This window comes from Micromonospora sp. NBC_01739, from assembly GCF_035920385.1.
Classification (GTDB): domain Bacteria; phylum Actinomycetota; class Actinomycetes; order Mycobacteriales; family Micromonosporaceae; genus Micromonospora.
Genome location: NZ_CP109151.1, coordinates 4,617,440 through 4,635,423, shown reverse-complemented (window position 1 = coordinate 4,635,423; position 17,984 = coordinate 4,617,440). Strand labels below are relative to the sequence as shown.

Here is a 17,984-nt window from a genome sequence, read left to right as displayed (position 1 = left end):
TGGTCTGGCGATGTGGTGTGGGTGTGTTCGTGGTGGTGTGGGGGTGGGGTGTTATTTGCCCTTGTGGATGGCGTTCTTGCGGATGACGGGGTAGCGGGTGCGGCGTTTGCGGCGTTTTCCGGCGGGGCGGCCGGGTCCGGGGTGGCCGGGTTTCGGGTGGCCTGGTGGTTGCCAGGCGTTGCGTAGAGCGGGCGAAACCTGTCGGCGGGTCTGGCCGGGAGTCGGGGTGGTGGTGGCGGGTTCCCAGGGCAGCCGGTGGTGGGTGAGGTGGGTGCGGGTGCAGAACAGGTGTAGGTAGGCGTAGGCGTGTAGGCGGAGCCAGGTGGTCAGGGTGTCGGGTTGGCGGGGGTGGAAGTCCGGGGCGTGGGCGGTGGTCTTCAGGTAGCGGAAGTAGTGCTCGATGTCGTAGCGGGTCAGGTAGGTCATGACGAGGGTGAGCAGGTCGTGGCGGGTGCCGGAGTACCAGAGTGCGAGGTCGCCGGCGCGGCGGCTGGGGCGTAGGTGCTGGACTCGGGCGAGGAGCACGGTGCCTTCGACGATCGGGAGGGTGGTCTGGTCGGTGAAGCCGCGGCTGGTCCGGGTGAGTTTGGGGTGGACGTGGTGCCAGGCCCGGACGGTGACGGTGCCGTAGATGCCGACCGGGCCGCTGACACCGGCGTCCGGGTGTAGGTCGGGTTCGCGCAGGGTCAGCCGGAATCCGTGTCGGCGGGGCCGGCCTCCGAGGGGGTGCGCGGCCCGGCGTTCGGGTCTGGTCCACATGGTCTGCGAGGTCGCGAGCCTGACCAGGACGTCCGCGGGAATCCTGCGTTCGCGGATCAGGTGGGTGATCCGGGCCGCGGGGTAGCCGGAATCGAGGAGGAACAGCGACGGGTCGCCCGGGCGGGCGCCGTCGGCTGCGCAGACCTGTGCGATGTGGCCGACGGTGACCTCGACCAGGTCGTCGTCGGAGGTGATGCGGTCGACCAGGACCGGCACGACCCACGAGTCCGGGGTCAGGGTCAACCGGACGACGTGCTGATACCGCCACCCGGTCTTGATCAGCGCCGCGCCGCGCGGGCCGCCCGGGGTGTACTGCGGTTGCCGGTCCGGGCTGGTCGGCGCGTTCGGCCGGGGCCAGGCGGTGGTGTCGACGGCGTACACCCGCGGCAGGCCGGCACGCTGAGCGATCCGGCACGCCGCCCGCAACGCCCGGCCGGTGTCGATCTCACCGTCGCGTAACGCCCGGTACGCCGCGGCGTGCCCGGTCACGGTGCCCAGCGACAGATGCGCCGGGCAGCCACACCGTCCCTGATCGGCGGCCAACTCGTCGACCAGCGAGAACAACGTCCTCGACCGGGACACGAGGACGCCCTCGTACAACTCCCGCCGCCACGAATCCAACAAGATCCGGCCCAGCCCCCTGTCACCGGTACCGGTAGCCGTTACTCTGCTCATCGAGGACCCTGCCCATTGATGATCTTTGTGTGAGAACTCAGATCATGGACAGGGTCCTCCCCATTCCGCTAGACCTCGACCACCACGAATCCCCCCGATGGTCAAAACACGAGGAGGGCCGGCCCACGACTGTGGGCCGGCCCTCGCCGTGTATCCCCGGTCCGGTGCAGGTAGAGGCCGTGTGGCATGGTGGAGTCGTGGGGATTAGCGGTGGCGAGCGTTCGGATGGCACCGGCTCCGGTGGCCGCCGGAACCGACTTGGCGCAGGTCAGTTCGGCGCGCTCGGCTTTCATCTCGCTGACTCTCGCACGGAGGAGTCCGTGCTGGGTCTGCTGGAGGCGGTCGAGGCGGAACTGCGCGACACGGTCGCCAGTGCCGATCCGTTCGTGACCGAGGCCGCCCGGCACCTGGCGGATGCCGGTGGGAAGCGGTTCCGGCCCCTGCTGGTGGCCCTGGGCGCGCAGTTCGGTGACCCGAGCCGGCCGGAGATCGTGTCGGCCGCCGTGGTGGTGGAGCTGACCCACCTGGCCACGCTGTACCACGACGACGTGATGGACGAGGCCCCGGTGCGTCGGGGCGCCCCGAGCGCCAACTCGCGCTGGACCAACTCGGTGGCCATTCTGGTCGGCGACTACCTCTTCGCGCGGGCTGCGGACGTCGCGGCCGAGTTGGGCCCCGAGGCGGTACGCCTGCAGGCCCGCACCTTCGCCCGGCTGGTGCACGGCCAGATCGCCGAGACCGTCGGGCCGCGGGCCGGTGACGATCCGGTCTCCCACTACCTGCACGTGATCGCGGAGAAGACCGGCTCGTTGATCGCCACCAGTGCGCACTTCGGCGGCCTGTTCGGGGGTGCCTCGCCCGAGCATGTCGCGGCGCTGGCCGGCTACGGCGAGACCATCGGGGCGGCCTTCCAGCTCTCCGACGACCTGCTGGACATCGCCAGCGAGTCCACCGAGTCGGGCAAGACCCCCGGCACCGACCTGCGGGAGGGGGTGCCCACCCTGCCGGTGCTGTACGCCCTGGCCGCGGACGACACCGACGCCGCCTCGGTGCGGCTGCGGGAGATCCTGGCCACCGGGCCGCTGACGGACGACGCCCTGCACGCCGAGGCCCTGGGTCTGCTGCGGGAGTCCGCGGCGCTCAAGCGGGCCCGGGAGACCGTCCGCAGCTACGCTGAGGACGCCCGCGCACAGCTGGCCCCCCTGCCGCAGATCCCGGCCCGGCGGGCCCTGGAATCCCTCTGCGACCACATCGCCGACCGCACCAGCTGACCCTCCCCCCACCCTCTGGTTGATCATGAGGTTGGCGGCAGTAGTTGATCGGCGGGGTCAAGGGGTGAGTGCAATCGTTAGGTAGTGATGAGTTGGGCCAGGCGTTGGGCTGGGGTGTCCCAGCCCAACGTTTCGCGGGGTCGGGTGTTGAGTTCGTGGGCGACGTCGTCCAGGCCGGTCTGGTCGATGGTGCGGAAGTCGTAGCTGTTCTTGGGGAAGTACTGGCGTAGGAGTCCGTTGGTGTTCTCGTTGCTGCCGCGTTGCCAGGGGCTGTGGGGGTCGCAGAAGTAGACCGGGCAGCCGGTGGTGATGGTGAACTGTGGGTGGGTGGCCATCTCGCTGCCCTGGTCCCAGGTCAGGGAGCGGCGTAGGTGGGTGGGCATGCGGGTGGTCAGGGTGGTGAGGACGCCGATGACGGCTTCGCTGTCGCGGCCCTGGGGTAGTGCGCCGAGCATGACGTAGCGGGTGGTGCGTTCGACCAGGGTCACGATCGCCGAGGCGCCGGCCTTGCCGATGACCAGGTCACCTTCCCAGTGTCCGGGCACGGCCCGATCGGTGGCCTCGGCGGGTCGGGCGCTGATGTGCAGGTCCCCGACCCAGGGTCGGCTGCGGGCCGCGCCCGCGGTTCGTGACCGCGCACGCCGTTGGGTACGACCCGAACGCAGCGCGACCTGCCGACCCAACTCCACCCGCAGGTTGCCCCGCGACTGCACGTAGATCGCCTGGTAGATCGTCTCGTGGGACACCTGCAACTCCGGCCGGTCGGCGTACGTGGCCCGTAACCACGCGGCGATCTGCTTCGGAGACCACCTACGCGCCAGTTTCCCCGCCACCATGTCCCGCAGCCGCGTGCCCGACCGAAGCTTCACCACCTTCGGCCGCCGTCGAGCCGCCTCCGCCCGCCGCTGCGCCCACTGCGCCTGATACCCCCACCGATACGGCCGACGAGCCCGCCCGGACGGCAACGACCGCCCGAGCGGATTCTTCGTCCCATGCCGCGCACTGTGATACCGCGCCACCTCACGCGACACCGTGCACACCGGCAACCCCAACAACCCCGCGATCTGCGAGATCGTCCGCCCCGACCCCCACAAGTGCTCCAACACCTGCCGATGTCCGAACGTCACCACACCCGGCCTCGCCACCAACACCTCCAGCACAACCAAGATCAGTTGCACTGAACCCTAGAATCCGCCATCTTCAACCCACCGCTAACCTCATGATCAACGCGATGGGGCGGGTGTGGAGTGGGCGGACAGCAGGCGGGTGGCGGTGAGCATCAGGGCGGCGGCGATGAGCATGGCAGTGGCTGCGGTGAGCCACATCGTCGGATAGCCGGCAGCGGCGGCGAGCGGGCCGAGGGTCAGCGGGCCGAGGGCGGCGCCGGCGTACACCCCGGTCTGGGTGATCGAGGTGGCGGTCCCTGGCGCCTGGGGATGCAGCTGGACCACCGCGAAGTTCATCAGCCCCGGCCAGGACCAGCCCAGGGCGAAGCCGAGCAGTACGCCGACCACCAGGGGGCCTGGGCCGGCCATCGCGAGCAGGGCCAGCCCGAACGCCCCGACGACGAGCATGCCGGCGATGACCGTGACGTGCCCACCCGAGCGGCGGTCGGCCAGCCACCCGAGACCGACCCGGGCCGTGATGCAGGCCGCGCTGCCGAGGGTCAGGGTCAGCCCGGCCAGCGCCGGTTCGAGTCCCCGATCGACGGCCGCGTCCACCACGAATGTGCCGAGCCCTCCCGCAGCCCCGGCGGCGAGCGTCGCGGCGATGCCGACCACCACCAGCGGGAACGTCCCGCGCCCGGCACCCCGCACGGACCGGCGAGCGGACTGCGCCGGCTGTGCGGGTACGGCCGGCAGGGTGGCCAGCACGGCAGCGGCAGCGGCCACGAACGCCCAGCGCCAGCCGACGGTGAGGGCGAAAACGGGCACCGCGGCTCCGGCCAGCAGGGTGGAGACCGGGATGGCGGCCTGTTTGATGCCGAACGACAGGCCTTGCCGCCGTATCGGTACGTGCCGGGCGAGCAGCACGTTGCTGGAGAGTTGGCCGAGCGCGTTCGCGGTGCCGGCCACCGCGAGCAGGCCGAGCAGCACCGGGTACGACCGGGCCAGCACCGCCACGGCGAGCAGGCAGGTGGCGGAGACGAGGATGCCGGCGCGGGCCACCACGGCTCCGCCCCAACGCTCCACCAGAGCCCCGGTGGGCACGGAGGCGAGCGCGCCCACCCCGAAGTAGGCCGCGACGACCAGCCCGAGCCCGGCGGGGGAGAAGGTCAGTTCCTCCCGCATCTGCACGGCCAGACCACCGACCAGGAAGACCGGCAGGACGCAGGCGATGGTCACCACGACGGCCACCGCGCTGGCTCGGACCGGCCTGGTGCCGACGGTCGGATCGGGAGGGGAGGCGGTGTCGGTCATGGTCAGCTCAACCTATGCGAGTACCGGCGCGGCGCCACGAAGTGCAACCGAGATCACTTCATGTACGCCATCCGCCTGCGTCATCCATCCGATCAGGGATTTCGCCTGGGGCCGCTTTTTCATATGGTGTAAGTCCCTGGTGGCGGAGGTGGTTGTGCGCGACCCCCTGGCGGAGCCTTCGGATCTCATCCGGAGTGTGTCCCGCGCACTTCGAGTGCTCGAAGCGGTCGGCCGTGCCCCGCGCGGGCTGACGGTGAAACAGATCGCCCGACGCTGCGAGCTGACCGTGGCCACCACGTACCACCTGGTGCGGACCCTGGCCTATGAGGGATATGTGATCCGTCGGGAGGACGGCACGTACATCGTGGGCCTGGAGGTGGCCGACCGCTATCGCGAGTTGGTCGCCGCCTTCCGGGGGTCGCCTGCGGTCGGGGAGACCCTGCGCCGGGTGGCCGTCGAGACCGGCTGGAGTCACTACCTGGGCCGGTTCGTCGGCGGGCAGGTGGCGATCACCGCGGTGGCGGAGGGTGCCCGTTCGCCCTATCTGGAGGATCTCGTGCCGGGGTTCGACGAGGGGGCCCACGCGACCGCCCTCGGCAAGGCCCTGCTGGCCACCCTGACGGTCGAGCAACGCCACCGCTATCTCCGTGAGTACGGTATGCGCCCGTTCACCAGCGCCACCCTGTGCACCCCGGAGGCCTTCGAGGCCGATCTGGCGGCCGGGGAGCGTCGTGGGATGCAACTGGAACTGGGCCAGTTCCGGCAGGGGGTGGCCTGTGCCGCCGTGCTGATCGGCCCGGACAAGGACATCGAGCGGCGGACCGTACTGGCCTGCGCGCTGCCGGCCAGCGAGATGATGACCTCCGCCCGGGTGGTGCGGACGAAGCTGCTCACCGCCGCCCGGGCGATCGCCGACAGCCTGGCCACGGAGAGCTGAGCCGGCCCCCTTCCTGGCGGGAAGGCGGCGGTGCGCTGGGATCGGCCGCGGCCTTGACACTCCCCGCCCAACCCCAGGTTTGAGCTGCGACTGAACTCTTCGGGGTGACTGCACGTACCAACGGTCGTAACGCCGAGCCCGCTCCCGTCGAGAGCGAGGAGAGGATCATCAGCGACCACGACGCCCATCTGCTGCGCGCCCTGCATGACGAACATGCCGACGCGCTCTACGCGCACGCGTTGCGGCTGGTCAACGGCGATCGACAGCGCGCCGAGGACCTGGTTCAGGAGACGTTGCTGCGGGCCTGGCGCCACCCGGAGTCGCTGGACCCGCGTCGCGGCTCGGTACGGGCCTGGCTGTTCACGACCGCACGCAACCTGGCCATCGACGCCTGGCGACGCCGCTCCACCCGGGTCGGTGAGATCTACACCGACGAGCTTCCCGAACCGCCTGAGGTGGTCGACGAGACCGAACGTGCCGTCGAGGCGTGGACGGTGGCCGAGGCGCTCAACCGGCTCAGTCCCTCCCACCGGGACGTGCTGGTCGAATGCTTCTACCAGGGCCGCTCGATAGCGGAGGCGGCCTCCCGGCTGGGTGTTCCGCCGGGGACGGTGAAGTCTCGCACCCACTACGCCCTACGGTCATTACGGTTGGTGCTTGCCGAGATGGGGGTGACCGGATGAGCCGCTGCGACTTCGCCTACGACGATGGGGCGTACGTCCTGGGTGCCCTGTCTCCCGCGGACCGCGCGGCCTACGAACGCCATCTGGTCGACTGCCCGGCCTGCCAGCAGTCCGTCTCGGAGATCGCCGTGCTGCCCGGTCTGCTCGGCCGGTTGGATCCGACCAGCCTGGAGCAGTTCCTGCCGCTGCCGGAGAACCCCCGGGTGCCGGAGTTGCTCAGCGCCGCGCGGGAGCGGCGGCGCCGGGAGCGGCAGGCCAACCGCCTGCGGTACGCCGTCATCAGCCTGGCCGCTGCCGCCTTCGCCCTGGTCATCGGCTTCGGCACGGCCACCATGCTGCCCGAACCGGCGCCGACCGGGCCGGTGGCCCAGGTGCGGATGGTGCAGATGCGTCCGGTCGCGGGTGCGGTGCCCCTGCACGCCGAGATCGGGCTCACCGGCACCAACTGGGGCACCGAGGTCACCATGACCTGTGGGTACGACGAGCGTTCCGGCTACGGCAAGGCGAACGCCTTCCGGCTGGTGGCCCACGCCGCCGACGGGTCGCAGGAGCAGATCGGCTCCTGGCTGGCCGCACCCGGGGACGACCTGCGGATCAGCGGGGCCACCCGGTTCACCAACGCCGAACTGGTCCGGTTGGAACTGATCCGGGCCGACGGCACCGTGGTGCTGGCGTACGACCTGCCCTGAGTGGGGTCAGGGGGTGCCGGCCGGGACCACCTTGGCGGGGCGCTCGCGACGGGTACGCCGGGCCTGGCGCAACCCGTCCACGGTGAAGACGATCAGGGCCAGCCAGACCAGCGCGAATCCGGCCAGGCGGGCTGGCGGCATCGGCTCGTGGAAGATCAGCACCCCGCAGCCCAGCTGGAGGATCGGGGCCACGTACTGAAGCATCCCCAGGGCGGTCAGCGGGAGCCGGTTGGCGGCCCCGGCGAACAGCAGGAGGGGGATGGCGGTCAGCGCCCCGGCCAGGACCAGCAGCAGGGTGTGCCCGGTCGAGACCTGCCCGAAGGTCGCCTCACCGGTGGCCGCCAGCCAGCCCAGGTAGCCGAGGGCGGGCAACGCCAGCACGGCCGACTCGACGAACAGACCCTCCGCGGCAGGCAGCCCGAGCTGCTTCTTGACCAGGCTGTACCCGCCGAAGGTGAGCGCCAGGATCAACGCCAGGTACGGCAGTCGACCGTAGTCGACCGTGAGTACGGCCACCGCCAGGCCGCCGATGCCCAGCGCCAGCCACTGTCCCGGGCGCAGACGTTCCCGCAGCACCACCACCCCCAGCAACACCACCACCAGGGGGTTGATGAAGTACCCGAGGGCGGTTTCCACCACCCGGTCGGAGTTCACCCCGTAGATGTAGGTGAACCAGTTGAACCCGATCAGGGTGGCGGCCACCCCGATGCCGGCCAGGGCGCGCGGTCGGCGCAGCAGGGCCCGCAGGAATCCGATGTTGCGCATCGCGCCGAGCAGCAGGGCGACGAAGGCCACGGACCAGATCACCCGGTGGGCGAGGATCTCCAACGGGCCGGAGGGACGGAGCAGCTTGAAGTAGAGGGGAAAGAATCCCCACATCAGGTACGCGGCGAGCCCGTAGAGATATCCGAGGCGCAGGGGTGTCACGGCTACACGGTAAGGGTCGATATCCCCGCCTGCTCCTTGCCGGTGAGCGGACTCACTGCTGGTTGCGGCGGTCCAGCTCCATCCAACGCTCGGCCTCGACCAGGGTGAAGCCGAGCTTCTGATAGAGCCCGTGCGCATCCTGGGTGGCCAGCAGCAGCCGGCGTACCCCCAGGGTGGCCAGATGGTCGCGGACCGCGCCCGCCAGCCAGGTGCCCAGGCCGCGACCGCGCTCGGTCCGGTCGACGTACACGTCACAGAGGTAGCCGAAGGTGACCCGATCGGTGATCACCCTCGCCACGGCGACCTGGCGGCCGTCGACCGGCCGGTAGACCCCGAAACCGATCGAGCCGGCGAAGGCCCGGGCCACCGTCTCCTGGTCCCGTCCCAGGGCCCAGTAGGCGTCCGTGCTGAGCCAGTGGTGCACCCGGTCCAGATCCAGCCGGGCCGGATCGGTGCTGATCGTGTAGCCGTCGTCGCGGGTCAGCGTGAACACCCCTGCGACGGTAGTCCGTACCCAGGTGGGCTCCGGTAGGCAGCTCCCGCAATCTGGCCTGCACAGCGGACAGGTACCGCTCGTTTGAGCGGTACCTGTCCGGCTGGTCGGCTCGGCGCTGGCGGCCGAGGTGGGGTGGGGGTCAGTCGCGGTCGAGGATGGCGCCGAGGATCCAGGTGACGACGCCGACGAAGAGGGCACCCAGGACGGCGGCCGGCCAGAAGCCGTCCACATCGAAGGGCAGCCCGACCTGGTCGGCGATCCAACCGGTCAGCAGGAAGAGCAGACCGTTGACCACCAGGGCGATCAGGCCGAGGGTGAGCAGGTAGAAACCGCAGCCCACGGTCTTGATGATCGGCTGGAGGACCCCGTTCACCACGCCGAAGATGACCGCCACCAGGACCAGGGTCAGCACGGTCTCGCTGACCGACTCCGTGTCCAGAGAGATGCCGGGGATGATCAGGGTGGCCAGCCAGAAGGCCACCGCCGTGGCGCCGACCCGGATCAGTAGACCTTTCAGGAAATCCATGGCCGGCATGGTGTCACGACCAGGCCAGGGACGGTACCCGCGAGATCGGCTGTGCCGGTCTCAGGTGCGCGACGGACGACCGATCAGTTGGGCCTCCAAGGGGGTGCCGGCGAGCAGCACCCAGCGCAGGGCCCGCCGGTTCACCACGGCCACCATGTCCGGCCGGATCCGGGTCAGCCAGTCGGCCGCCTCACCGAGCCCCAGGGCAGCCCCGGCGATCGGGGCCTCGGCCGGACTCAACGGTTGCAGCAGGGCCAGGTCGGACCGGCCCAGGGCATCCGCGTCCGCCGGGGTCAACTCGTCGCGTACCAGCAGGGTGGTCTGCCAGGCCGCACCCGGCCGGGGACCGCCGGTGGGCGGCGGGGCGTCCAGGATCACCAGCAGTGGCGACAGCGGGGTACCCGGCTCGGTCTCCACCGGCCTGCCGGGCGGAACCAGCGGGATCGTCTCACCCGGAGTGCCGACCCCGCGTACGAACGGTTGCCAGGCCTGGGGTCGGGTGGTCTGGACGACCACTCGGCAGCCAAGGGCCATCGCCCGCATGGTCAGCAGTTGGGCGGCCCGCACCCCGCCGACGATCATCACCCGGGTGCTCTCCGGCCGGAACAGCCGCACGGTGACCGGATCGCCGTGCCGGTTGGCCCCCACCACCAGGCCGGCTGAGCCGTACGGCAACTCCAACTCGGACCCGTCCCCGAGGGTGGCCGGAACCGGCGGGGCCAGTGGCAGGGTGTCCGTGAAGCCGCAGAGGTGAGCCCCGTCCAGTCGCCGCACCATGCCACCGGCCGTCGTCACCAGCCCGCGCAACGCCCGCGCGGCGGCGGAGAGTTCGGCCGGGGTTGCGGCGCTGATCCGTACGGTCAGGCCCTCGGTCGGACCCGGCTCGGCGTGCAGGGACACCGTGACCGCGGTCGCCGGCAGGGTCAACAGCCGTGGCACCAGTTGGCCTCCACCCTCCGCGGTGGGCCACCGACGCAGTCGGAACGTGGTCTGCAACAGTCCACCGCAGCGCACGGCCTGCCAGGACTCCCGAACGGGTCGCCCGTCATGGTGGGCTAGTTCGGCGAACACCCGCAGCGCCGCCGGCTCGCCCAGCGGTCGGATCGACAACGGGCCGAAACGGCGGATGATCCGGCGGACGGTGCCGGCCAGAGTTCGCCGTAACGCCTCCTCCGACCACCCCTCCGCCCGGATCACCCGTACGGCCAGCACCCCCCTTTCCCAGCCGGCCAGCCGGCCATGGGTCAACTGGCGGTATGAGGTGGCGGACAGGCCGCCGCCGGCACGGATCGCCGGAGCCGCCGAGGCGGACAGCACCAGCTGAATGCGTACCGGCGGAGCCTGGTCGGAGTCGGCCGGTAGCAGGGCGGCGGGCGAGGGCAGGTGCCGCCCGCCGTCGCCGAGCAGGTCGGCCCGGTCGCCGATCTCCAGCAGGGCCACCACCCCACCGGGGTCGTCGAACAGCACCGCGGAGGAGCCCGCCAGATCGGCCGGATGACGCACGGTGTCCGGGGCGACCAGATCGAGCAGGGCCGCCGGTCCCCCCGGCGTGGTGAGCGCGCGTCGCCGGGTCAGATAACCCAGCCCGATGCCCGACCACTCGTACAGCCACCGCTGACGGATCCGGCCCCAGGCGAGCAGCAGCAGGGCTGCGGCCAGCACGGCAGCGGCCGACAGGGCTACCGGGCCCCGGCCCGAGGCGGCGACCACCACGGCCAGCGCCACCTGCGTGGTCACGACCTGTCCGGCCCGAGGCCGAGGCTCTCGCCAGTGGTCCCCGCGCCCGGTGGTCGTGGCGGCAGCTTGGATGCGCTGCTCGGGCGTTCCGTCGGCCAGGGCAGGAGCAACCGTGGTCGGCAGGCTTGTCATCGCCACCGCACCCCTCCTCGGCCGGTCACCCGCCGCAACCCGGCTGCCGCCCATCGTAGTGAGTGGATGGGATCAGCGTTGTCCACAGGGGAACGGGACGGGGTAGCACAACAGCGATGGTGCCGCTACCGTCAGCGACGAGACGTCATTGGTCCGATCCCACGGCCCGCTAGCCCCTTTCGGTGCCGGTGGGTGCGTGATGTTCGCAGGGCCAGCCACGACCCAGCAGACAAGGAGATGTCGGGGTGTCCCAGACCCAGGCGCAGGCCGCGGTGATGCAGCAGACCGCGGCGAAGTTCGAGCAGACGGACCAGTCGTTGCAGTCGATGCTCAGTGGGCTGCTGACCCAACTGGAGGTTCTCCAGCAGGCCTGGCGCGGGGCCGGTGGCCGGTCGTTCGAGCAGGTGAAACAGCAGTGGGCGCAGGACCAGGCCAGTTTGCAGCGGGCGCTGCGCGAGACCGCAGGGGCGATCCGCACCGCCGGCACGCACTACGACGCCTCGGACGCCGAGGCGGCCAGCCGGGTGTCCGCCACCAACCGCGGCGGCATCCAGTTGCCGCTCTAGACCACGATCCAGGGGGATTCGATGGAGCACGGTGTGCTTGTCGTCAACTTCGCCGCGCTGCAGCAGGCCAGCGCGGACATCCAGCGGGCGTTGAACACGCTCGACTCGCAGTTGGGCCAGTTGGAACGGGACGCCGCCCCGTTGGTGGCCACCTGGTCCGGTGAGGCCCAGCAGGCGTACGAGCAGCGGCAGGCCCGCTGGCGCAACGCCTCCCAGGACCTCCAGGCGATGCTGCGTGACATCAAGCTGGCGGTGGACGAGTCGGCGGCCGACTACCTCGACACCGAGAAGAAGAACGTCGGCCTGTTCCGGTGACCACCAGCGGCGACGCCGCCCGTTCGTTCGGGCGGCGTCGCCGCGCGTCAGGCAATGGTCGAGCACGGCACCCGTCCCCGGGCGCAGGCTGTCCCGGCTCCCCGGTTGGCGGGCGGGGTGGTCGTCAGGCGGGGTCGGCGGGGCGCCAGCGGCGTCGGGCACCCCGAGGCACGATCAGGGCGGTCAGCACTATGCCGACCACCACCACGGCGCCCGTGGTGGCCAGCAGGACGGCCCGCTGTCGGGCGGCGGCTCGCCGGTTCTGCTGGGCCACCAGCGCGGGGTCGGGCTCCTCGTCGGGCAGGGCGATGACCGGGGCAGGGCGGGTGACCCGGCCGGTGGTGGTCTCGGTGACCGCCCGATACGGGTTCAGCACTCCGGCGCCGTACCCGATGCCGGGGGCCGGGTCGGCGGTGGCCTTGAGCCGGTCGGCCACCTCCAGGGCGCTCAGCTCGGGGCGGTACTCGCGCAACAGGGCCGCCGTGGCGGCCACGAACGGCGCGGCGTAGCTGGTCCCCTCGGCCCGATGATGGCCCTGCCCGGGAGCGGCCATCAGCACCTCCGAGCCGGGTGCCACCAGATCGACATAGGATCCGACCTGGGAGAAGTCGGCCCGGACACCGTCCGCCCCGACCGCACCGACCCCGAGCACCCCCTCGTACGCGGCCGGATAGGGGCGGGGATCACCGCTGCCGTGCAGGTTGCCGACGGCGGCCACCACGACCACGTCCCGGGCCAGGGCGTAGCCGATCGCCTCGCGTACCGCCGGATGGTCGGCGTACAGGACCACGGACAGGTTGACCACATCGGCGCGGTTGTCCACCGCCCAGCGGATCGCCCGGGCGAAGTCGGCCGGGGCCACCGTACGACCTGCCCCCTGACCGTCCACTATCTGCTGTTCGCTGACTCGTACCGGCAGAATGCGGGCCTTCGGTGCCAGTCCCCGCAGGCCGCTTCCGTCCCTGGGTGCGGCGGCGATGATGCTCGCCACCCCGGTGCCGTGGCCGACGCAGTCACGGGTGCCGTCCCCGCCGGGATCGAGCAGGTCGGTGCCGGTGAGTACCCGGCCGGCCAACTGTGGGTGATGTCGATCCACCCCGGAGTCGACCACCGCCACGGTCACTCCCGATCCGGTAGCCAAGGAGTGCAGCCGCTCGGGTGCGTACCGCTGCTGTGGCCAGGGGACCGCGGACACCGGCCGGGCCGGCGCCAGTGGCGCCGCGCAAACCGGCGCCCTGCCGGTCGTGGCCGAGGCGACAGCCGTCCCGGCCCCGACCGCATCCGCCGCCAGCAACAGGACGGCGGTCAGACCCGCTAAAAGGGGATGCCGAGCGTACCGGGACATCGACCGCCTCCGTATCGTGTCGACACCGGAACGGGATGTTATCGCCTGGGACGAAACGGCGGTGGATCCCAGCCAGCCTTGTCATTGTGATCTTGATGTGACCTTGTAGGTTGTAACCGACACCTATGGCCTGGGCCCGGGAGGAGGGGGTGGCCGTGACCGACTGGGAGCCGGCCACCGAGGCGGAAGCTGCGCTGCGGGACGCACTACGCAGCAATGACCAACAGCTCTACTTCCGCATCCTGTCCAGCATCGAACTGCTCCTGCCGATCTCCGCGCCGACGGGCCCCGGATCGGCGCCTGCGGGCTGGGGCACCTGGACCACCGGTGGGCGTACGCACGTCCTGGCCTTCACCTCCGTCGAGGCGATGCGGGCCTGCCTGGGCGAGTACGGCGGGTCCGCCCGCCGCACCGGCTACGCCGAACTGGCCATCGGTTGGCCGAACCACGAGTGGTGGTTGGCGGTCAACCCCGGGTTGCCGATCGAGGGCTACCTGCCCGCCTGGTACGTCGCTCAGCTCTCCCGGGGTGACGTCCGGCTACCCGGCCGGACGATCGGTGCCCGAGCCAGGCTGGAGCGGGTCGAGGCGATGAGTCGGCTACGCGAATCCGGCCCGACCGCGAACACTCCGCCACCGGCCCAGCTCCGGCCTAGCCGACCGGAAACGCCTCCGCCGGTGATCCCGGCCGCCTTTCAACTCCCCGACGTCGCGGTAACCGCGCCGGGTGCGGGCACCCGAGTGCCCGGTCAACCCCCCGCCGGTCAGGCAGCGGGCTATCCCGGCGCCGGTCACCTCAGACCGAGCGTCGCCGAACCCCGGCCCGGCCTCCCGCGCCCGGACCCTGCCGGTGGCGTGCGTCCGGAGGCCACCGAGAGCCACTGGGGAGACCGCCAGGGCCACCTGACGCCGCGCCGGCCCATGCCCCCGCCCGGGGAGACACCCGGTCGACCGGTCACCCCCGAGCAGGCCGGAGCCCCGGCCAACGGTCAGGCCGCCGACCAGCAGCCCCGACGGTCCTTCTTCGAACCGGCCTCCGGTCGAACGCCCTCCCGAAGCGAGCGGGTCACCGCACCCTCCCGGTTCTCCCGCACCGGGCAGCCCTTCCCCCGCCGTGGCCCCTCCCCGGAGTCGACTACCGACGGCACCACCCGAGCCTTCGACTTCAGCCAGGACACCCAGACCGGCGGTCTGACCCGGCCCGAGGTGAACGGCGAAGCGACCCAGCCGCTGCGGCCCCCGGCCGACCCCGCACCGGAACCCACCCAGCGTTTGTGGTCCACCGCGCCGACCGATCTGACCGGTTCGGTGCCAGGCGACCCGACCGCAGAGACCCAGTCGCTGCCCCGCCGCCAAGCGACCGAGGGCGACGAGCAGACCCTCACGTCGGCGGCGGAGCCGGTCTCCGCCCCGCCCGCGCCCCGGCGCGGGTTCACCCCGATCGTCATAGAGGGCACCATCATCGAGGCCCGGGATCTGACTGCCGCGTCGCCCGCGCAGCAGCACCCGGAGCCCGGTACCCCCCAACGCCAGACCTCCGAAGCAGACCCGACCCTGCCCCCGACCACCGAGGCACCGCAAACCTGGCCCACAGAGGCGGAACCGACGGCACCGATCCCCCCGAGGCCTGCGGAACCGACGACGACCTTCTTCCCGTCCCAGGCGGAGCGGACGACGCTCTTCCCAGCGCAGGCGGAGCGGACGGTGTCGTTGTCCCCGTCCCAGGCGGAGTCGGAGCAGGTGGAGGCGGATTCGACGACGACGTTGTTCCCCGCGCAGGCGGAGCAGACGGTGGCGATGTCCCCGTCGCAGGCGGAGCGGACGACGCTCTTCCCGGCGCAGGCGGAGCAGACCGTGTCGTTGTCCCCGTCGCAGACGGAGCCGGTGGAGGCGGATCCGACTACGACCTTCTTCCCGTCGCAGGCGGAGTCGACGGTGGCGTTGTCCCCGTCGGGGGCGGAGCCGACGGCGCCGATCTCGCCGGTCGAGGCGGAGCCCACGGTGGCGGTTCCGGCGGTGGCGGATGAGGTGACCGCGCCGGTGCCGGCGACCGAGCCCTCACTGTTCGACCCCTCGCCCAAGGTCACCACCGAACCTGAGCCCGAGAACACCGCCGCGACGCCGACTCCGGAGCCGGCCACCGTGTCGCCAGCGGAGGAGCCCGCCCCGGCGCCGGCAGGGTTCGAGCCGGCCAACGAGGTGGAGGAGGAGCTGCTCGCCGCTGCGGGGGCCGCGAAGACCGACACCTTCCTGTCGACACTGCTGCTGGCCCGGGTCCTCCTGCCGATCTCCCCGGACTCCGCTGCGGGCAGCCGTCCCGGTGACCCCGGGTACGTCTGGCCGACGGTGGAACTGGACGACCAGACCTTCGTAGTGGCCTACACCTCGCCGCAGCGACTCGCCGACCATGGCGACCAGACGGCCGAGACGATGACGGTCCGCTTCGTACAGCTGATTCGGTCCTGGCCTCAGTTGTCCTGGTCCTTCGCGGTCAATCCTGGCACCCCGGTCGGGGCGAAGCTGCCCGGCGAGCAGATCGTCGGGCTGGCCAACTGGGCGGCCGAACTCGGGCTCGGTGACGACAACGAGCCGGAACCTGGCGTTGACAAGTCGGCCGCCACCAGCAGCCCGCCGAAGGTGGCCTCCGCAGCCGACCCGACTCGACCGATCGTGATGCAGAAGGCGATCGCGCCCAGCCAACTGGGCTTCTACCTGGAACGCGGCTACGACCGGGTCTCCGGTTTCGTGCACCGGGCCACCGAACTGGCCCACCTGACCACCCCCGCCCAGCTCTACCGCGCCCTCGGTCTGCACCATGCGGAGTCACCCTTCGCGGCGGACGCCGAGGAGATCTACGTGTTGCGGTGGCCGGCGTACCGGCCGAGTCTCTACCGCATCCCCTACGGCGGGCAGAACGAGGCCGCGATGCGGGCCATGGAGGGCTGGGTGATCGAACGCCCGCCGTTCCGTGGCAACGGCTTCGCCCCCGGGGAGAGCAGCGAGGTGCTCGCCGAGTTCAAGGTGGACAGTGTCCGGCTGCCGCACGGCGCGCAACTGCTGCGCCTGGGCGCGGACGGCACTGAGCGGCTGATCGCCGTCTTCGACGCCGACACGGTCGCCTGGCGTGAGGCCGGTGCGCAGTGACCCGCGACGGCTATGTGGCCCGCTGGCGGGGCCGGGAGTACCAGGCCAGCCCGGACGGTGGTGAGGTGCGGCTGTACCAGACGGAGCCGGCTGAGGGCTTCACCGAGGTGCGGCCCGGCCGGTACCTCCGGGTGGTGCCGATGGCCGAGGTCGAAGAGTTGGCGTACGTGCGGACGACCTGCACCTGGAAGGGACAGCCCTTCATCGTGCTCGGTGAGCACGAGGGTTGGCTGCGGGTCGAGTACACCGGTGGCCGCTGGCCGGTGGCGCAGGCGCTGCGGCTGGAGGCCTTCGACTTCGGGGTCTACCAGGGGTGGGCGCCGGCCGGGGAGGTCACCGACCTGCGCGAGCAGCGGGTCTGATCACGACTTGGCCCAGCGCAGGATCTCGCCCAGCACCAGCTCCGAGGCCTCCAGGTGCGGGAAGTGGCCGACCTCGTCCAGCAGCCGCCACTCGTACGGCCCGCTGACGTAGCGACTCGACCCCTGGGCGGTACGGGGTAGGGAGGCCACATCCAGTGCGCCGTGCAGTTGCAGGGTGGGTGCGACGAGCGGCCGTTGCATCAGCTTGACGAACCGGTAGCCGTGCAGCCGCAGCACCGACCGGAACGCCCAGCGGTAGCCCTCCAGCGCGCAGAACGCCGCCTGCGGGATCTGCATGGCCCGCCGGTACTGCCGGGCGTACTCGGCGAAGTCCGGGCCGGCGACCCAGCGGGGGCCACCCCAGCGGCGCAGGATCTCCTCCACCGCCCGCCCGTCATCTTTGGCCAGGACGTGTTCGTACCGGGGTAGCTGGAACTTCAGGGTGGGTGTGGAGGCGGCGAACTGCCCACGCGGATCGGCGAAGATGGCCGCCCGTAGCCGCAACGGATGCGGGGCACCGAGCACCACCAGTCGGCGTACCAGGGTGGGATGGAAGGACGCCACCGTCCAGGCCACCATGCCCCCGGCCCCGGTCCCGACCACGGTCGCCGAGCGTTCCCCGAGTGCCCTGATCGTCCCGGCGACGTCGGCGGCGAGGGTGTATCCGTCGTACCCCCGGGGTGGTTTGTCGCTGGCGCCGTAGCCGCGCAGGTCTACCGCGACCGCGCGGAAACCGGCGTCGGCGACCATGGGGAGCATCCGGTGCCAGGCCCACCAGTGCTCGGGGAAGCCGTGCAGGAAGAGCACCATCGGACCGGTGCCCGCCTCCACGACATGGAACCGGCTGCCGTTCGCGCCGACGAACCGGTGCGTCCACGGCCCTTCGGTGAGGACGCAGGACTCGTCGATGGCTCCGCCACGCTGCTCGGTCATGTCCGACAGCCTAGGACCCCGACGCTGGTAGGCCCCTGCGACGGCGTGCGTGGTGTCCGGCGCGACCC

The 17,984-nt window shown here is 71.4% G+C and carries 17 protein-coding genes; 8 read left to right on the top strand and 9 right to left on the bottom strand.

Features of this window, described 5'->3' with window-relative positions:
- Nucleotides 1-51 precede the first annotated feature (51 nt).
- Complete coding sequence (locus OIE53_RS20935) at nucleotides 52-1,434, bottom strand: transposase (RefSeq protein ID WP_327023219.1); 1,383 nt, start codon at nucleotides 1,432-1,434, stop codon at nucleotides 52-54.
- A 203-nt stretch (nucleotides 1,435-1,637) separates the two neighbouring features.
- Between OIE53_RS20935 and OIE53_RS20930 the strand changes: the two genes are divergently transcribed.
- On the top strand, nucleotides 1,638-2,705 hold the full coding sequence (locus OIE53_RS20930) for a polyprenyl synthetase family protein (protein ID WP_327027314.1): 1,068 nt from the start codon (nucleotides 1,638-1,640) through the stop codon (nucleotides 2,703-2,705).
- Nucleotides 2,706-2,782: 77 nt separating this feature from the next.
- Here OIE53_RS20930 and OIE53_RS20925 read toward each other — a convergent pair whose 3' ends face one another.
- Nucleotides 2,783-3,883, bottom strand: a complete 1,101-nt coding sequence (locus OIE53_RS20925) for an IS30 family transposase (protein WP_442791349.1) — start codon at nucleotides 3,881-3,883, stop codon at nucleotides 2,783-2,785.
- A gap of 45 nt (nucleotides 3,884-3,928) precedes the next feature.
- A complete protein-coding gene (locus OIE53_RS20920; protein WP_327023218.1) occupies nucleotides 3,929-5,125 on the bottom strand; it encodes an MFS transporter in 1,197 nt (398 codons plus the stop codon).
- A gap of 154 nt (nucleotides 5,126-5,279) precedes the next feature.
- Here OIE53_RS20920 and OIE53_RS20915 point away from each other — a divergent pair, with 154 nt between their 5' ends.
- From OIE53_RS20915 to OIE53_RS20905, 3 genes are all read left to right on the top strand, one after another.
- On the top strand, nucleotides 5,280-6,062 hold the full coding sequence (locus OIE53_RS20915) for an IclR family transcriptional regulator (RefSeq protein ID WP_327027311.1): 783 nt from the start codon (nucleotides 5,280-5,282) through the stop codon (nucleotides 6,060-6,062).
- A gap of 188 nt (nucleotides 6,063-6,250) precedes the next feature.
- Nucleotides 6,251-6,745: a sigma-70 family RNA polymerase sigma factor gene (locus OIE53_RS20910; protein ID WP_393341778.1), complete on the top strand. Its 495-nt coding sequence runs from the start codon at nucleotides 6,251-6,253 to the stop codon at nucleotides 6,743-6,745.
- Nucleotides 6,742-7,434 carry an anti-sigma factor family protein gene (locus OIE53_RS20905; protein WP_327023217.1) on the top strand — a complete coding sequence of 231 codons (693 nt, stop codon included), beginning with the start codon at nucleotides 6,742-6,744 and terminating at the stop codon, nucleotides 7,432-7,434. Before OIE53_RS20910 ends, OIE53_RS20905 begins: the two co-directional genes overlap by 4 nt.
- 6 nt (nucleotides 7,435-7,440) lie before the next feature.
- On the opposite strand, the gene rarD is transcribed toward OIE53_RS20905, so the two are convergent.
- From rarD to eccE, 4 genes are all read right to left on the bottom strand, one after another.
- Nucleotides 7,441-8,361: an EamA family transporter RarD gene (gene rarD, locus OIE53_RS20900; protein ID WP_327023216.1), complete on the bottom strand. Its 921-nt coding sequence runs from the start codon at nucleotides 8,359-8,361 to the stop codon at nucleotides 7,441-7,443.
- Nucleotides 8,362-8,413: 52 nt separating this feature from the next.
- The gene (locus tag OIE53_RS20895; RefSeq protein WP_327023215.1) at nucleotides 8,414-8,854 is read right to left on the bottom strand and encodes a GNAT family N-acetyltransferase; all 441 of its coding nucleotides are present in this window, start codon (nucleotides 8,852-8,854) and stop codon (nucleotides 8,414-8,416) included.
- Nucleotides 8,855-8,996: 142 nt separating this feature from the next.
- Nucleotides 8,997-9,383 carry a phage holin family protein gene (locus OIE53_RS20890; RefSeq protein ID WP_327023214.1) on the bottom strand — a complete coding sequence of 129 codons (387 nt, stop codon included), beginning with the start codon at nucleotides 9,381-9,383 and terminating at the stop codon, nucleotides 8,997-8,999.
- A 60-nt stretch (nucleotides 9,384-9,443) separates the two neighbouring features.
- Nucleotides 9,444-11,252 carry a type VII secretion protein EccE gene (eccE, locus tag OIE53_RS20885; RefSeq protein WP_327027309.1) on the bottom strand — a complete coding sequence of 603 codons (1,809 nt, stop codon included), beginning with the start codon at nucleotides 11,250-11,252 and terminating at the stop codon, nucleotides 9,444-9,446.
- Between the two features lie 245 nt (nucleotides 11,253-11,497).
- Here eccE and OIE53_RS20880 point away from each other — a divergent pair, with 245 nt between their 5' ends.
- Nucleotides 11,498-11,818 carry a WXG100 family type VII secretion target gene (locus OIE53_RS20880; RefSeq protein WP_327023213.1) on the top strand — a complete coding sequence of 107 codons (321 nt, stop codon included), beginning with the start codon at nucleotides 11,498-11,500 and terminating at the stop codon, nucleotides 11,816-11,818.
- Between the two features lie 21 nt (nucleotides 11,819-11,839).
- Nucleotides 11,840-12,133, top strand: a complete 294-nt coding sequence (locus OIE53_RS20875; protein WP_327023212.1) for a WXG100 family type VII secretion target — start codon at nucleotides 11,840-11,842, stop codon at nucleotides 12,131-12,133.
- A gap of 124 nt (nucleotides 12,134-12,257) precedes the next feature.
- Here OIE53_RS20875 and mycP read toward each other — a convergent pair whose 3' ends face one another.
- Nucleotides 12,258-13,478, bottom strand: coding sequence for a type VII secretion-associated serine protease mycosin (gene mycP, locus OIE53_RS20870; protein ID WP_327023211.1), 1,221 nt, complete (start codon nucleotides 13,476-13,478; stop codon nucleotides 12,258-12,260).
- Nucleotides 13,479-13,633: 155 nt separating this feature from the next.
- Between mycP and OIE53_RS20865 the strand changes: the two genes are divergently transcribed.
- Nucleotides 13,634-16,621, top strand: a complete 2,988-nt coding sequence (locus OIE53_RS20865; RefSeq protein WP_327027308.1) for an SseB family protein — start codon at nucleotides 13,634-13,636, stop codon at nucleotides 16,619-16,621.
- Nucleotides 16,618-16,983, top strand: a complete 366-nt coding sequence (locus tag OIE53_RS20860; protein ID WP_327023210.1) for a hypothetical protein — start codon at nucleotides 16,618-16,620, stop codon at nucleotides 16,981-16,983. The genes OIE53_RS20865 and OIE53_RS20860 overlap by 4 nt, the downstream gene beginning before the upstream one ends.
- Here OIE53_RS20860 and OIE53_RS20855 read toward each other — a convergent pair whose 3' ends face one another.
- A complete protein-coding gene (locus OIE53_RS20855) occupies nucleotides 16,984-17,916 on the bottom strand; it encodes an alpha/beta fold hydrolase (RefSeq protein WP_327023209.1) in 933 nt (310 codons plus the stop codon).
- Between the last annotated feature and the right edge of the window lie 68 nt (nucleotides 17,917-17,984).

Coding starts and splice junctions, on each gene's coding strand:
- OIE53_RS20920 (WP_327023218.1), bottom strand. CDS start 5,125: ATGACCGACACCGCCTCCCCTCCCGATCCGACCGTCGGCACCAGGCCG.
- OIE53_RS20875 (WP_327023212.1), top strand. CDS start 11,840: ATGGAGCACGGTGTGCTTGTCGTCAACTTCGCCGCGCTGCAGCAGGCC.
- mycP (WP_327023211.1), bottom strand. CDS start 13,478: ATGTCCCGGTACGCTCGGCATCCCCTTTTAGCGGGTCTGACCGCCGTC.
- OIE53_RS20905 (WP_327023217.1), top strand. CDS start 6,742: ATGAGCCGCTGCGACTTCGCCTACGACGATGGGGCGTACGTCCTGGGT.
- OIE53_RS20935 (WP_327023219.1), bottom strand. CDS start 1,434: ATGAGCAGAGTAACGGCTACCGGTACCGGTGACAGGGGGCTGGGCCGG.
- eccE (WP_327027309.1), bottom strand. CDS start 11,252: ATGACAAGCCTGCCGACCACGGTTGCTCCTGCCCTGGCCGACGGAACG.
- OIE53_RS20855 (WP_327023209.1), bottom strand. CDS start 17,916: ATGACCGAGCAGCGTGGCGGAGCCATCGACGAGTCCTGCGTCCTCACC.
- OIE53_RS20890 (WP_327023214.1), bottom strand. CDS start 9,383: ATGGATTTCCTGAAAGGTCTACTGATCCGGGTCGGCGCCACGGCGGTG.